The following is a 13666-nucleotide window of genomic DNA, read 5'->3' as shown; positions in this document are numbered from 1 at the left end:
CGGGCCTCGACCGCCCGGCGCCCGCGCCTCTAGGCTCATCCCATGATCGCCCCGGACACGCTGCTCGCCTTCGTCGTCGCCGCGTTCGTCATGGTCGTGATTCCCGGGCCGACGGTGCTGTTCACGATCGGCCGGGCCATGGTGCTGGGGCGCTGGGGCGGGTTCCTCAGCATCCTCGGCACGGCCGTCGGGTCGATCGTCCTCGTCGTGGCCGTCGCGCTCGGCGTCGGCACCGTGATCGCACAGTCGATCGTGCTGTTCACGATCGTCAAGGTGCTCGGCGCCGGTTACCTGATCTTCCTCGGCATCCAGGCGATCAGGCACCGGAAGGATGCGGCGCGGGCCATGTTCTCGGCGCCGGCACGGCGCTCGGGTTGGCGACTCCTCAGCGAAGGCTTCGTCGTCGGCGTGACCAACCCGAAGTCCATCGCCTTCTTCCTCGCGATCCTGCCCCAGTTCGTCGATCTGCATGCCGGTTCCGTCCCCGCGCAGCTCTTCCTGCTCGGGGCGATCGTCGTCACCATCGGTGTGACGTGCGACGCGGTGTGGGTGCTCCTCGCGAGTGCCGCCCGCGACTGGTTCGGTCGCTCCCCACGACGCATCGAGGCGATGGGCGCGACAGGCGGCGGACTGATGATCGCTCTCGGAGCGTTCCTTCTGGTGTGGAGCGAGAAGCCCGCGACCGCCTGAGTGCGGCCTGAACGCTCACACGTGCCTGGAGGTCACATGCGAGCGAAGCGGGCCCGAGCGATGCAGAAGACGCCGTAGACCGCGAAGCCTGCGCCGACCAACCCCAGGACGAGTCCTCCCAGGGGCAGCTCGAGCAGGCTGTGCAGAGCAGCGTCGAGCCCTGCGCCCTTCTCCGGGTCCTGTGTCACGGCGGCGACCACGAACAGCACCCCGGTCACGGCCACCGCGATGCCCTTGCCGAAGTAGCCGATCACTCCCAGCGTCACGATGCCCCCGCGAGCGACCCCCGATGGCAGGTCGAGCAGCTTCTCGAAGCCGCGGGTGAAACCGCCGACGACGAACCCGACCCCCACCCCGACGACCGAGAGCCCCACGACGACCAGCAGGGCCACGCCGCCCGGCGCCGAGAGCAGCACCGCGCTCAAGGTCTTCGAGGCCGTCTCCGAGTCGGCGTTGCCACCCACCGCGTAGATCAGGGCCATGCCTCCGACGACGAGGTACGCGGCGGCGATGCCGAAGAGCTTGACGCGCTGACCCCACTTCTTCGTCTCGGCCGGGTCGGCGGCGAGGAAGGCACTGGCGATCTGCCATACGGCAAGCGCGATCAGCCCGGCGGCCACGAGTACGAGCAGCAGGCCTCCGATCGGGCTCTGGCGGATCTGCTCCATCGCTCCGTCCTGGTCGGCGTCGCCGGAGGCGCCCGCCGCGATGGAGATCGCCACCGAGCCGATGATGACGTGGATGAGGCCCAGGACGACGAAACCGGCACGGGCGATCCGTCGGAACGTCGACGACCTCTTGGCGACGCGTGCCGCATTCTTGACCGTGCTCATCGTTGAAGCGTATCCGTCGCACCGGAAGCCGAGGAGGGGCTTGCTTTCCCGGTATCCACCGCTCAGGCGCGCGGCATGACCGGCTGCCGGAGGATCGTGCGCAGCTTCGCCGGATCGACGCGACGCAAATCGCTCAGGTAGATCTCGTGATGGAGTCCTCGCATCTGCAGCCCATTCTCGGGGATGAAACGGTGATGCATATCGTCGAGCACCGGCCCTTCGTCGTCGAACGGGCCCACATGCAGCGTCTGCACGCAGGTGGCCTCGTCGAGCGTCTCCAACCGCACGGACTCCAGTGCCGGAATCGACTCCTTCTTCTTCGCCGCCTTCTTCGCGACGGCTTCCACCGCAGCCGCGCACATCGCCCCGGTGATGTGGTCGCCGACCATGATCATCATCGTCCACATCCACGCCGACTTGTCGCGGCGCGAGGTGAACGACTCCATGTCCGGTGCATGCCAGAGTCCTTCGAGCGGCATCACCACCGTGTCGACGCCGAGCTCGTTCCGACTCGCGAACTTCAGCGCATAGGCCACCGGGAACAGGGCAGACACGGCCTCCCTGTACGCGGGTGCGGTGTTCGGGTCGCCTGCCCCGTCGATCATCAGATACTGCAGGGGCGGCACCTCGACGATGCGGAACTCTCCCCTCTTCGCGCGATACGCGTCGAGCGTCTTCTTGGGATCGATCGCCGCCATGACGTGCCCTCCTTGATCGTGCGCCCAGTGTCGCACGGGCGTCGGACACGGTGCGGCGAGGCGAGGGCGGGTGGTGCGCGGACGCCCGCCCGCCCTCGGGCCTGCGTCAGCCGTGCTCGACCGGAAGCCAGAGCTCGCACGACGCGGAGTCACCCCGGAACTCGAGGTAGCGCACGATCGAGGGACCGGGACGAAGCCTCCAGGGGTTCGACGGGAACCACTCGGTCGCTGTGGCGGCCCACAGATCCTGCAGCGTCTCGGGGAACGGGCCCTGGGCCGCGAAGACCGCCCAGGAACCGGCTTCGAGGGGAAGGGAGTCGAGGTCGTCCGGAACGGGAGTAGTGCTCTGCAGGGCGACGCCGTGCAGATACGTGAGCAGCGTGCCCTCCGGTGCGTCCGGTTCGATATCGGCCGTGACGGCCAGGATCCCCGACGGCTCGGCGTCGCCGAGACCCTTGAGGCGCGCGTGTTCCTCGGACGGGATCGCGGCGATGTGCTCCTGGATGTGCGGATTGACGCCCTCGTGGATCAACGGGACCTCGGCGGCATGACCGGCGAGGACGAACGCGGGCCGGGTGGTGATGGTGACGTCCATGGGGATTCTCCCTTCGACGCTCAGGCGGAACCGGAGCGTGGGTTGAGTGCGGAGAGGACCCCCGTCACGGCGCGCATCGGCCGGGCTGATGCCGTGCACAGCCCGGAACGCGCGTCCGAATGCCTCGACCGACCCGTACCCGTGGCGCACGGCCACGTCGAGCAGACTCGCGGCACCCGCAGCGAGCTCCGCCCCGGCGAGGGTCATCCGACGACGACGCACGTATTCCGAGAACGGCATGCCCGCGAGTGCCGAGAACATCCGGCGCAGGTGATACTCGGTGGTCCCGTGCTCATGCGAGAACGAGGCCACGTCGATCTCCTGACCCGGGTCTCCCGCGTCGACCATGTCGATCAAGGCGTTCAGCGTGCCGATCATGAGGTCCTCCTTTCCTCACCATCGTCACCGTCGCGCACCCCTCGCGACCCGACTTCTGCGGTCCGATGCGATCAGTGCCCGTACTCGATCGGCGCCAGAGTTCGATCGACGTCAGCGCTCGATCGACGTCAGAGTTCGACGGGCGGCGCCGGTTCGGTCTCCGATTCCTCGGGATGACGCGCCAGGTTGACGATCCCGGCGATCAGGCCACCCCACACCGTGACCATGGCGACGATCATCATGACGATCGCGATCGGAGTCATGCGCCGGCTCCCTTCGTCGTGCCGACTGCCGGTATCGCCGAGGTCTCGGTATCCGGTTCGTAGTGCTCCTCGGAGAGGAACTCGTCGTACTCGGGGTCGTCCTTCGCATGCGAGCGCGTGCTCCAGGGCAGCGCCGACAGGATCAGCGCCAGGACGACCAGGGCGATGACCATCCCCCAGCCGAAGATGGCGAGGAACCAGGCGGGATAGCCGCTGTACGGTTCGGAGGTCTTCGCGATGAGCTCGCTGACGAAGAGGTATCCGAGAACGACCGGCGCGAGAACCCCGACGAGCACCTTCCAGACGGTGCCCACCCGGAAACTCGAACGCCGATTGAGGTGCTCGACCAGCACCGGCAGCTTGTGCAGCAGCCAGGCCACGATGATCACCGCCACCAGCGCGACCGCCATGATGCCAAAGGAGTTGACGAAGGCATCGGCCGTGTCGAGCACCGACAGGGCCGTGGTCGTCGAGAAGAGCGCCATCGAGATGATCGCCAACGGGATCGCGACCGTGAGGGTCGTGCGCACGCGCGCCCATCCCAGCTTGTCCTGCAGTGCGGCCACGATCACCTCGAGGATCGAGATGAGGGAGGTGACGCCGGCGAACACCAGGGCTCCGAAGAACAGCACACCGATGATCGACCCTCCCGTGGCCTGCGAGACGATCGTGGGGAAGGCGATGAAGGCGAGGCCGATTCCGGAGGACGCGACACCGGCCACCTCCGTTCCCTGCGCCTGCGCCATGAATCCCAGCGCCGCGAAGACGCCGATGCCGGCGAGGATCTCGAAACCGGAGTTGGCGAAGGCCACCACGAGCCCGGAACCGGTCAGATCGGTCTTCCGCTTCAGGTAGGACGAGTAGGTCACCATGATGCCGAAGGCGACGGAGAGCGAGAAGAAGATGTGTCCGTAGGCGGATGCCCAGACGCCGGGGTCGGCCAGTGCCTCCCAGTTCGGGGTGAAGAAGGCGTTGAGGCCGTCCATGGCTCCTGGGAGGAACAGGGACTGCACCACGAGGATCGCGAACATCACGGTGAGCAGCGGCATCAGGATCATGTTCGCCCGGCCGATGCCGCGCTTGACGCCCAGCGCCATGATGACGATCACGATCAGCCAGACCACGACGAGCGGGATGCCGACCTGCGGGACGAAATCGGTCGATACACCGACCTCGGCGACGTCCGCCGATCGCAGGAAGTCGATGAAGAAGAAGTCGTTCTCGTTGCCCGCGCCCCAGGTGAGCTGGGCCGAGAACCACGTGTACATCGCCGCCCAGGCGATGATCACCGCGTAGTAGACCGCGATCACGACGCAGATGAGCACCTGCCACCAGCCGAGAGGCTCGGCCGCACGGTGCATGCGACGGAACGCCAGCGGCGCCGACCCACGGAATCGGTGACCGATCGCGTAGTCGAAGAACAGCAGCGGGATACCGGCCGTGAGCAGAGCACACAGGTACGGGATCAGGAAGGCTCCGCCACCGCCCTCGTAGGCGACGTAGGGGAACCGCCAGATGTTCCCGAGGCCGACCGCGGAGCCGATCGCCGAGAGGATGAACACATTGCGCGAGCCGAAGGCTTCACGTTTGTGGGTCTGCGTCGCTGCGGTGGCCATGCGGACGAGGCTACCTGAGGGTCGAGCCGAACGTCGGGTCGGACACAGACACGAGCCGATCCCGCCGCTTCAGTCCAACGCATCCGCCAGCCCGGCCAGGGTGGAGAAGCGACCGTCGAAGGCGTCGGTCTCCGCGGGCGGATCACCCACCGGACGCGGCACGTACGCGGTCCTCATCCCTGCATCTCCGGCGCCTCTGAGGTCCCAGGCGTGAGCGGCGACCATGAGCACTCTCTCCGGGTCGCCCCCTGCCACCTCCACCGCGAGCCGGTAGACCCGCGGTGAGGGCTTATAGGCCTCGACGGCATCCGCGGAGAGCGCCCCGTGCCATCGCAGTCCGGCGTGCTCCCCGAGCGCGCGCAGCGACTCCGGGTTCGCATTCGACAGCCCGAGAACATGGAAGCGGGCCGCAAGCCGCGCGACGCCCTCGCACGAATCCGGCCAGGCGGGAAGACGCCTCGTCGCGGTGGCAAGGCGATCGATGGTCCCGGTATCCGTGATCCCCGCGGTCTGCGCCACCCGAGTCGCCGCCTCGCGATCAAGGATTCCGGAGTCGACATAGTCGCGCTCACCCCGTGCGATCCGACGCTGCTCCCCTTCGATATGACGTTGCCAGACGCCGAGAAGCTCATCGGAATCACGGGGGGAGCCGCCCGCCTCCTCGATGGCGATACGGAGCCCTCCGGGCTCATCGACCAGGGTGCCCAGCACGTCGAAGACGATCGTGGTGATGTCGCGCAGCATGGTTCGAGTCTGCCCCGACGCGGGAGCGCAGGGGCCGGGAACGAGAAAACCCCCGCCTGAGCGGGGGGTTCTTCTGCGGAGACGAGGGGATTTGAACCCCTGGTCCCCGTGAGGGGACTCCACCTTAGCAGGGTGGTGCACTCGGCCGGACTATGCGACGTCTCCAGGCATCCGACCCGAAAGCACGGATGCACCTAGCCATCATAACGGGTCGGACGAGCGGTGACGAACCGGCACCCCCCGAACTCGCTTCCGACCGACGCGCACGCGGGCTGAGCGGGGATGCGCACTCGCGCTGGGATACTTGCCGCACATCGTGGGCACCCGACGTCCACCGCGCGGAAGAGGACCGATCATGCCCCGCACCGACACCGTGAACGCGGAGAACGCCCACACCCCCTCGCATCGCGAGCGGGACGGCCAGGCGCGCGGTTACGCGATCATCCTCGGTCTGCTCATCGTCTCGTACGGCTTCTGCGCGGCGCAGCCCAGCACCGACCCGAGCCCCTGGGCCTTCCTCGCCATGCTGGCGACGGTGGCGATGGTGTTCTACGTGACCCGTGCACGACATCTCGTGCAGCGTGTGTGGTGGGTGGTGCTCTCGGTCGCCGGTGCCGCCGCCGTCATCGCCGCGCTCTTCGGCGTCGACGGCCCGGTGCTCGCGATCCCGCTGTCGGCCGCTTCGATGCTCGCTCTGCTGGTCGCTCCGTGGGCCATCATCGCGCATCAGGTCAACCGGCGGGGCCTCGACCTGGAGGCGCTGCTGGCGGCGATCACGGCCTACATCCTGGTCGGGATGTTCTTCGCCTTCGTCTACAACCTGATCTCGCAGATCTCCCCCACCCCGATGTTCGGCGAGGAGAGCCTCGACTCGCTCGGCAACCAGCTGTTCTTCTCGTTCACCGCACTGACCACGACCGGATACGGCAATCTGGTCCCCGTCGGCACCACCGGACAGGGGATCGCCATCGCCGAGGGCATCACCGGGCAGCTGTTCCTGATCACGGCGGTCGCACGGATCATGCGCGGCGCGAGTGCGAAAGGCAGATCGAGCACGCCCGCCTGAGTGCCTTCCGGCGTGCCCGCCGCCCGCCGCCCTCATCCGGAAGGGGTGACGCCCGCACGGGGATCGCCCCGTCGGATGCCACGATGAACAGGCTCGAAGGAGTCACCATGAAGAGATGGGGCGTCATCGCCGTCCTCGGCTCCGCGCAGTTCGTGATGGTGCTGGACGGCACCGTGATGAACGTGTCGATATCGACGGTGGTGTCCGACCTCGACACCACCGTCGCCGCGATGCAGGGCGCCATCACGTTCTACACCCTCACGATGGCGGCGTTCATGCTGCTCGGGGCGAGGCTGGGTGACGTGTGGGGCCGCCGCAGGGCGTTCGTCATCGGATCGTGCATCTACGCCGTGGGGTCGCTGATCACGGCGGTGAGTCCGAACGTGCAGTTCCTGTTCCTCGGCTGGTCGGTCGTCGAAGGCCTGGGTGCCGTGCTCGTCATCCCGGCGATCGCCGCCCTCGTCGCCGACAACTACCGCGGCCGTGAGCGCATCACGGCGTTCGCGATCATCGGCGCCGTCTCCGGGGCCGCCGTCGCGGCTGGACCACTGATCGGCGGATTCGTCACGACCTACTTCGACTGGCGCTACGTGTTCGCCGCCGAGGTGCTCATCATGGTCGGCGTGGTGCTGTGCGCCCGGATCGTCACCGACCCGACGCCACGGCAGAGCGTGCGCATCGACGTCCTCAGCGTCGCGCTCTCGTCGGTCGGGCTGGTCGCGGTGGTGTTCGGGATGCTGCAGAGCAAGACGTGGGGGTGGGTGCTGCCGCTGAACCCGCCCACGATCGGCGGCGTCGTGGTCGCCCCTCTCGGCATCTCTCCCGCCGCCTGGTTCATCGTGCTCGGCGTCGTGCTCCTGGCCCTGTTCTTCTCGCGTCAGCGCCTGCTCGAACGCCTCGGCCGGTCGCCGCTCATCCACGTGGGGATGTTCTCGATCACCTCGCTCCGCAGCGGACTCACCGTCCTCGGGGCGCAGTACACCGTGACCGCAGGGCTCTTCTTCATGGTGCCGGTGTATCTGCAGATGACCCTCGGCCTCGATGCCCTGGAGACCGGGATCCGGATCTTCCCCCTCTCCATCGCTCTCGTGCTGTTCTCGATCGTGGGCACCCGACTCTCGCGCCTCTTGTCTCCGCGGACGATCGTGCGCATCGGACAGCTGACACTGGTCGTCAGCGCCCTCATCCTTCTCGGCTCCGCCACCAGCGACCTGCGCAGCGGCTTCTTCGCGACCGGGATGTTCCTCGCCGGAGCGGCCCTCGGACTCCTCGCCTCGCAGCTCGGGAACGTGAACATGTCGAGCGTGACCGAGAAGGAGACGAGCGAGGTCGGCGGGCTTCAAGGAGTGTTCCAGAACCTCGGCTCGTCGCTCGGAACGGCCCTGATCGGCTCGATCCTCATCGGTGCGCTGTCGACCTCGTTCGCCTCGGGAGTCGCGGCGAGCGACCTGCCCGAGACCACCCAGGCGACCGTGGCGAGCGCCACGCAGCACGGAGTCACCATCGTGCCCGCGGCCGACGTCGCCGCCATCGCGGAGAAGGCCGGGCTGGACGATGCCGACGCCGACACTCTCGCCACGGTCTACCGCGATTCGCAGCTGTCGTCGCTGCGCATCGCGTTCTTCGGGCTCATCCTCATCAGTCTGCTGTCGCTCTTCTTCTCGAAGGGGATACCCCACGCGAACGCCGTCCGCAGACGGCACGGCCAGGAGACGGCTGATCAGGAGGCCGGCTGACCAGGAGGCCGGCTGACCAGCGCGGACCCGGCGGAGACGCCGGTCCGAACGGCGCCATCGCCATCGCCATCGGGATCGGCGAGGATGAGGACCATGACGACCGTCTCCGCACCCCGCATCGAGCACCACCGGGAACCGTTCGGCATCGGCGAGAGCGCACCACGCCTGAGTTGGACCACCACGGATGCACCTGCCGGCTGGCGCCAGGAGCGCTACGCCGTCACGGTGGTGCGCGACGACGCCGAGGAGACCGTCGAGGTCACGTCCGCCGAGCAGGTCCTGGTTCCCTGGCCGACTCGTGCGCTCGACTCCCGCGAGCGGGTGGGTGTGCGCGTGGCGGTGCAGGGTGCGGACGGCCGCTGGTCGGCCGAGAGCCCGCAGACCTGGGTGGAAGCCGGCCTCCTCCACCCCGACGACTGGTCGGCGCGGCCGGTCGGGCTCGACCTCGATGAGGACCCGGAGAGCGACGCCCGCCGCGCCACCCTGGTGCGGCGGAGCTTCCGGCTCGACGGGGAGATCTCCCGCGCCCGGCTCTACGCCACCGCGCACGGGCTGTACGAACCCGAGATCAACGGCGGGCGCGTCGGCTCCGACACGCTGTCGCCGGGGTGGACGGTCTATCGCGAACGGCTGCGGTACTACACCTACGACGTGACCGCCCTGCTCGTCGACGGAGAGAACGCGCTCGGCGCCTGGCTCGGCGACGGCTGGTACCGCGGACGTCTCGGCTGGCGCGGCGGGTACCGCAACGTGTTCGGAAGCGATCTCTCGTTCCTCGGCCAGCTGGAGATCACCTATGTCGACGGACGACGCGAGACGATCGTGACCGACGACTCATGGAAGGGCGCACTCTCCCCCATCCTCCGCTCCGGCATCTACGACGGGGAGGACTACGACGCGCGCGAGGAGCTCTCGGAGTGGACGACCGCCGCCTTCGATGACGCGCAGTGGCTGCCTGTCGCGGTGCGCGATCGCGATCCGCGCACCCTGGTCGCACCGACGGCGCCACCTGTCAGGGTGACCGAGGAGATCGCCCCCGTCGCCGTGCTCACGTCACCCGGCGGCGCCCACATCCTCGACTTCGGGCAGAACCTCGTGGGAAGGGTGCGCATCAGCGTGACCGGTCCGCGCGGCACGACCGTCACGCTGCGCACTGCGGAGGTTCTGCAGGAGGGGGAGATCTACACGCGGCCGCTGCGCAGCGCACGCTCCAGCGACTCCTACACACTCGCCGGACGCACCGGCGGCGAGGAATGGGAGCCGCGGTTCACATTCCACGGCTTCCGATACGCCGAGGTCTCCGGCTGGCCGGGCGACCTCGATGCGGATGTCGCGGCCGGCGCTCTGATCGCCCGTGTGCTGCACACCGACCTCGAGCGCACCGGGTGGTTCACCTGCTCCGATCCCCTGGTCGAGCAGTTGCACCGCAACGTGGTCTGGGGCATGCGCGGCAACTTCGTCGACATCCCCACCGACTGCCCGCAGCGTGATGAGCGCGTGGGGTGGACGGGCGACGTGCAGGTGTTCGGCCCGACCGCGTCGACGCTGTTCGACGTCTCGGGGATGCTGTCGGGATGGCTCCGTGACGTGGAGGCCGACCAGCTGCCCGACGGCACGGTCCCGTGGTTCGTGCCCGTGATCCCGTCGCACAGGGTGTGGTCTCCGATCCGCGCCGGCGCCGCCTGGGGAGATGTGGCGACGCTGCTGCCGTGGACCCTGTACCAGCGCTTCGGAGACGAGGGCGTTCTGGCGACGCAGTTCGAGAGCGCACGCCGATGGGTCGACAAGGTGGAATCACTGGCCGGACCCGACCGCCTGTGGAACGAGGGGTTCCAGCTCGGCGACTGGCTCGATCCCGCGGCGCCCCCGCAGGATCCGGGCGATGCCCGCACCGATCGGTATCTCGTCGCCACGGCGTACTTCGCCCGGTCGGCGCGAGCGGTCGCCGATATGGCTCGTGTGCTCGGACGCTCCGCCGACGCGGATCGTTACGGCACGCTCGCCACCGAGGTCGCTGCCGCTTTCCGGGGTGCGTATGTGAAACCCGACGGCACGATGACTTCCGACGCCCAGACTGCGTACGCCCTGGCCATCGTCTTCGACCTGCTCGCCGACGAGACGCAGCGTGCGATCGCGGGGGCACGCCTCGCCGCGCTCGTGCATGCCGCGGACAACCGCATCGCGACCGGCTTCGTGGGCACGCCGCTCGTCTGCGACGCGCTCACCCTGACCGGCCACGCGGATGCCGCCTACGACCTTCTTCTCGAGCAGGGCTGCCCGTCCTGGCTGTACCAGGTCGTGCAGGGCGCGACCACGGTCTGGGAGCGGTGGGATGCGATGCTCCCCGACGGCACCGTGAACCCCGGGACCATGACCTCGTTCAATCACTACGCGCTGGGAGCGGTCGCGGACTGGTTGCACCGCAGCGTCGCCGGGCTCGCACCCGCGGAGCCCGGATACCGCCGCATCCGCTTCGCACCGCGTCCCGGTGGCGGGCTCACCCATGCCTCGGCGATGCAGCGCACGCCCTACGGTGACGCCTCGATCGCGTGGCGCGTCGACGAGGGCGAGCTGCATGTCGACCTCGTGGTCCCGGTCGGCGCGACGGCCGAGCTCGACCTGCCCGGCGCGGTCCGTGAGGAGCTCGGGCACGGCGCGCACGCGCGCGCCGTGCCCCTGCATTCCTGACGAGTCAGCCGGCGGCGGGACCGCCCGTGTTCGCTGCGGCGATCAGCTGCTCGATCTGCTCGAAGTCGACCGGGAGCCCCGGGAATCCGGCCAGACGTCCGATCGGGAAGGAGGCCATCATCTTCTGCATCGCCTCGTCGTTCGGCATCATCGACGCCGCAGCCGCGTCGCCGCCGAGTCCGCCCATCAGGCCGCCCAGCGCCTGCTGCACGAGGGGGCCGGCGACGGGGTGCGCGATCAGGTCGCCGATGGAGGAGTTCATGGTCAGTTCCTGGTGCACCTCGTCACCCGAGACCTCGACCGCCGCGGTCGAGCGGATGTCGCGACTGGAGGCGGCCACATCGACGGCATAGGCGCCGCCCTCGACCACCCAGCGGTCGACGCGGATGTCCCAGTAGGCGAGGTCTTCGCGCCGCACGACGAGCTCGACCGTGCGCGTCTCCCCGGCAGCGAGCGCGACCGAGGAGAAGGCCTTGAGCTCACGAGGTGCGCGCTGCACGATCGACGCGGCCGGGGCGACGTAGACCTGTACGACCTCGCGCCCGTCGCGGTCACCGGTGTTGGTGACGTCGACGCGCACGACGATGTCGCCGTCGGCACCGACATCGGCTGTCGCTCGACCGTATTCGAACGTCGTGTACGAGAGTCCGTGGCCGAACGGGAAGGTCACGTCGAGACCCTTCGCGTCGTACCAGCGGTAGCCGACCAGCAGACCCTCGCCGTAGCGCACGTGTCCGAACTCGCCGGGGAAATTGCCGAATGACGGGTTGTCCTCGAGCCGGACCGGCACGGTCTCGGTGAGCTTTCCCGAGGGGTTCACCGCACCGTAGAGCACGTCGGCCACCGCGCTGCCGCCGGCCTGACCGAGCAGCCAGCTCTCGACGATGGCCGGCACACGATCGGCGAAGGGCAGGGCCACCACGCCACCGTTGGACAGCACGACCACGACGCGGGGATTGACCTCGAGCACGGCGTCGAGCAGGGCGAGCTGCGGCGCCGGCAGGTCGATGTGATCGCGGTCGAAGCCTTCCGACTCCTCGGCAGCGGGGAGGCCGAGGAAGACCACGGCCACGTCTGCCGCCTCGGCGACACCGACGGCCTCTGCCCGCAGGTCGTCGGCAGTCCGACCGGATGTCGCGATGGCGCCGCCTTCGACGGCGAAGCCCGCAGCGTAGGAGACGTTCTCGCCGCCCACGGCACGCAGTTCATCGAGCGCCTTGTCGACGCGGGTGGGGTTGATCAGCGAAGACCCCGCGCCCTGGAACCGCGGCTCGGTCGCGAACGCGCCGATCACGGCGATCTTCTGGTCGACGGCGAGCGGGAGCAGGGCAGCCTCGTTCTTCAGCAGCACGATGGAACGACCGGCCGCCTCGCGGGCGAGTGCGTGGTGGGCATCGACATCGAGCGGGCCTGCCACGGCCGGGCGCTCCCCGGCCGTGCGCACGAGCTCGATGGCGCGGCCCGCGGCGGTGTCGAGCACGCTCTCCTCGAGCGTTCCCGCACGCACGGCGGCGACGAGCTGCGCATCCGTGCGCCCTCCCGACGCCGGCATCTCCAGGTCGAGGCCTGCAGCGACGCCGGCGACGCGGTCATTGACGGCGCCCCAGTCCGACACGACGAGACCGTCGAAGCCCCAGTCGTCGCGCAGCACGCTGGTGAGCAGCCACGGGTCCTCCGAGGTCCAGACGCCGTTGAGCTTGTTGTACGAGCACATGACGGTCCACGGAGAGGCGTCCTTCACGACGCGTTCGAACCCGCGCAGGTAGATCTCACGCAGCGGGCGGGGATCGACGTCGGAGCTCGCACGCATGCGGTCGAACTCCTGGTTGTTCGCGGCGAAGTGCTTGAGCGAGGTGCCGACGCCCTTCGACTGGATACCGCGGACCGAGGCGGCGCCGAGGACGCCGGACACGATCGGGTCCTCCGAGAAGTACTCGAAGTTGCGGCCGCACAGCGGCGAGCGCTTGATGTTGATGCCGGGGCCGAGCACGACGGCGACGTTCTCGATCGCGGCTTCCACGCCGATCGCCGCGCCCACGCGCTCGATGATCTCCGGATCCCACGACGAGCCGATGCCGACGGCGGGTGGGAAGCAGGTGGCGGGGACGCTGCTCGCGAGACCGAGGTGGTCGGTGGCACCGGACTGCTTGCGCAGGCCGTGCGGACCGTCGGTCATCATCACCGACGGGATGCCCGCGCGGTCGATGGCCTTCGTGGTCCAGAAGTCCGCACCGCTGGTGAGCGACGCCTTCTCCTCGAGGGTGAGGTCGGAAGCCGAGATCTCGGTCATGGTGTTCCTTTCGCGGGCGACGTCGATGTCCTTGCGAAAACCATATGCCCTTCAGTATTAGATTTCAAA

Annotated in this window: 11 protein-coding genes and 1 tRNA gene; 4 read left to right on the top strand and 8 right to left on the bottom strand. The window is 68.7% G+C overall.

The genetic code is table 11. The annotated features are described in order from the left end of the window. Positions 1-42 precede the first annotated feature (42 nt). Positions 43-690, top strand: coding sequence for a LysE family translocator (locus DW307_RS17065; RefSeq protein ID WP_029259688.1), 648 nt, complete (start codon positions 43-45; stop codon positions 688-690). Positions 691-722: 32 nt separating this feature from the next. On the opposite strand, the gene DW307_RS17060 is transcribed toward DW307_RS17065, so the two are convergent. The 7 genes from DW307_RS17060 to DW307_RS17030 form a co-directional block, all read right to left on the bottom strand. Then, positions 723-1523, bottom strand: a complete 801-nt coding sequence (locus tag DW307_RS17060) for a DUF1206 domain-containing protein (protein ID WP_021198170.1) — start codon at positions 1521-1523, stop codon at positions 723-725. 62 nt (positions 1524-1585) lie between these two features. Further along, positions 1586-2221: a GyrI-like domain-containing protein gene (locus tag DW307_RS17055; protein ID WP_029266082.1), complete on the bottom strand. Its 636-nt coding sequence runs from the start codon at positions 2219-2221 to the stop codon at positions 1586-1588. A 106-nt stretch (positions 2222-2327) separates the two neighbouring features. After that, positions 2328-3194: an AraC family transcriptional regulator gene (locus DW307_RS17050; RefSeq protein WP_136025293.1), complete on the bottom strand. Its 867-nt coding sequence runs from the start codon at positions 3192-3194 to the stop codon at positions 2328-2330. 128 nt (positions 3195-3322) lie between these two features. After that, on the bottom strand, positions 3323-3457 hold the full coding sequence (locus DW307_RS17045) for a methionine/alanine import family NSS transporter small subunit (protein WP_021198173.1): 135 nt from the start codon (positions 3455-3457) through the stop codon (positions 3323-3325). Beyond that, the gene (locus DW307_RS17040) at positions 3454-5073 is read right to left on the bottom strand and encodes a sodium-dependent transporter (protein WP_021198174.1); all 1620 of its coding nucleotides are present in this window, start codon (positions 5071-5073) and stop codon (positions 3454-3456) included. The genes DW307_RS17045 and DW307_RS17040 overlap by 4 nt, the downstream gene beginning before the upstream one ends. A 69-nt stretch (positions 5074-5142) precedes the next feature. Then, positions 5143-5817, bottom strand: a complete 675-nt coding sequence (locus DW307_RS17035; RefSeq protein WP_136025292.1) for a haloacid dehalogenase type II — start codon at positions 5815-5817, stop codon at positions 5143-5145. A gap of 76 nt (positions 5818-5893) precedes the next feature. Continuing rightward, positions 5894-5982: transfer RNA gene (locus DW307_RS17030), tRNA-Ser, on the bottom strand. Positions 5983-6172: 190 nt separating this feature from the next. Between DW307_RS17030 and DW307_RS17025 the strand changes: the two genes are divergently transcribed. The 3 genes from DW307_RS17025 to DW307_RS17015 all read left to right on the top strand — a co-directional run bounded on the left by DW307_RS17025 (position 6173) and on the right by DW307_RS17015 (position 11307). After that, positions 6173-6883: a potassium channel family protein gene (locus DW307_RS17025; protein WP_021198176.1), complete on the top strand. Its 711-nt coding sequence runs from the start codon at positions 6173-6175 to the stop codon at positions 6881-6883. Positions 6884-6990: 107 nt separating this feature from the next. Beyond that, positions 6991-8619 (top strand): MFS transporter, encoded by a 1629-nt coding sequence (locus tag DW307_RS17020; RefSeq protein WP_136025290.1) that lies wholly within the window; start codon positions 6991-6993, stop codon positions 8617-8619. 93 nt (positions 8620-8712) lie between these two features. Next, a complete protein-coding gene (locus DW307_RS17015; RefSeq protein WP_136025289.1) occupies positions 8713-11307 on the top strand; it encodes an alpha-L-rhamnosidase in 2595 nt (864 codons plus the stop codon). 4 nt (positions 11308-11311) lie between these two features. On the opposite strand, the gene DW307_RS17010 is transcribed toward DW307_RS17015, so the two are convergent. Then, positions 11312-13597: a glycoside hydrolase family 3 C-terminal domain-containing protein gene (locus DW307_RS17010; RefSeq protein ID WP_136025288.1), complete on the bottom strand. Its 2286-nt coding sequence runs from the start codon at positions 13595-13597 to the stop codon at positions 11312-11314. Positions 13598-13666 lie beyond the last annotated feature (69 nt).

The organism is Microbacterium sp. K27 (assembly GCF_004794435.1).
GTDB lineage: Bacteria > Actinomycetota > Actinomycetes > Actinomycetales > Microbacteriaceae > Microbacterium > Microbacterium maritypicum_A.
The sequence above is the reverse complement of the archived record's forward strand: the minus strand, read 5'-3'. Positions and strand labels throughout refer to the sequence as shown.

Excerpts from the sequence above, each read along its gene's own strand:
- DW307_RS17065 (WP_029259688.1), top strand. The coding sequence starts at position 43 with ATGATCGCCCCGGACACGCTGCTCGCCTTCGTCGTCGCCGCGTTCGTC.
- DW307_RS17060 (WP_021198170.1), bottom strand. The coding sequence starts at position 1,523 with ATGAGCACGGTCAAGAATGCGGCACGCGTCGCCAAGAGGTCGTCGACG.
- DW307_RS17055 (WP_029266082.1), bottom strand. The coding sequence starts at position 2,221 with ATGGCGGCGATCGATCCCAAGAAGACGCTCGACGCGTATCGCGCGAAG.
- DW307_RS17050 (WP_136025293.1), bottom strand. The coding sequence starts at position 3,194 with ATGATCGGCACGCTGAACGCCTTGATCGACATGGTCGACGCGGGAGAC.
- DW307_RS17045 (WP_021198173.1), bottom strand. The coding sequence starts at position 3,457 with ATGACTCCGATCGCGATCGTCATGATGATCGTCGCCATGGTCACGGTG.
- DW307_RS17040 (WP_021198174.1), bottom strand. The coding sequence starts at position 5,073 with ATGGCCACCGCAGCGACGCAGACCCACAAACGTGAAGCCTTCGGCTCG.
- DW307_RS17035 (WP_136025292.1), bottom strand. The coding sequence starts at position 5,817 with ATGCTGCGCGACATCACCACGATCGTCTTCGACGTGCTGGGCACCCTG.
- DW307_RS17025 (WP_021198176.1), top strand. The coding sequence starts at position 6,173 with ATGCCCCGCACCGACACCGTGAACGCGGAGAACGCCCACACCCCCTCG.
- DW307_RS17020 (WP_136025290.1), top strand. The coding sequence starts at position 6,991 with ATGAAGAGATGGGGCGTCATCGCCGTCCTCGGCTCCGCGCAGTTCGTG.
- DW307_RS17015 (WP_136025289.1), top strand. The coding sequence starts at position 8,713 with ATGACGACCGTCTCCGCACCCCGCATCGAGCACCACCGGGAACCGTTC.
- DW307_RS17010 (WP_136025288.1), bottom strand. The coding sequence starts at position 13,597 with ATGACCGAGATCTCGGCTTCCGACCTCACCCTCGAGGAGAAGGCGTCG.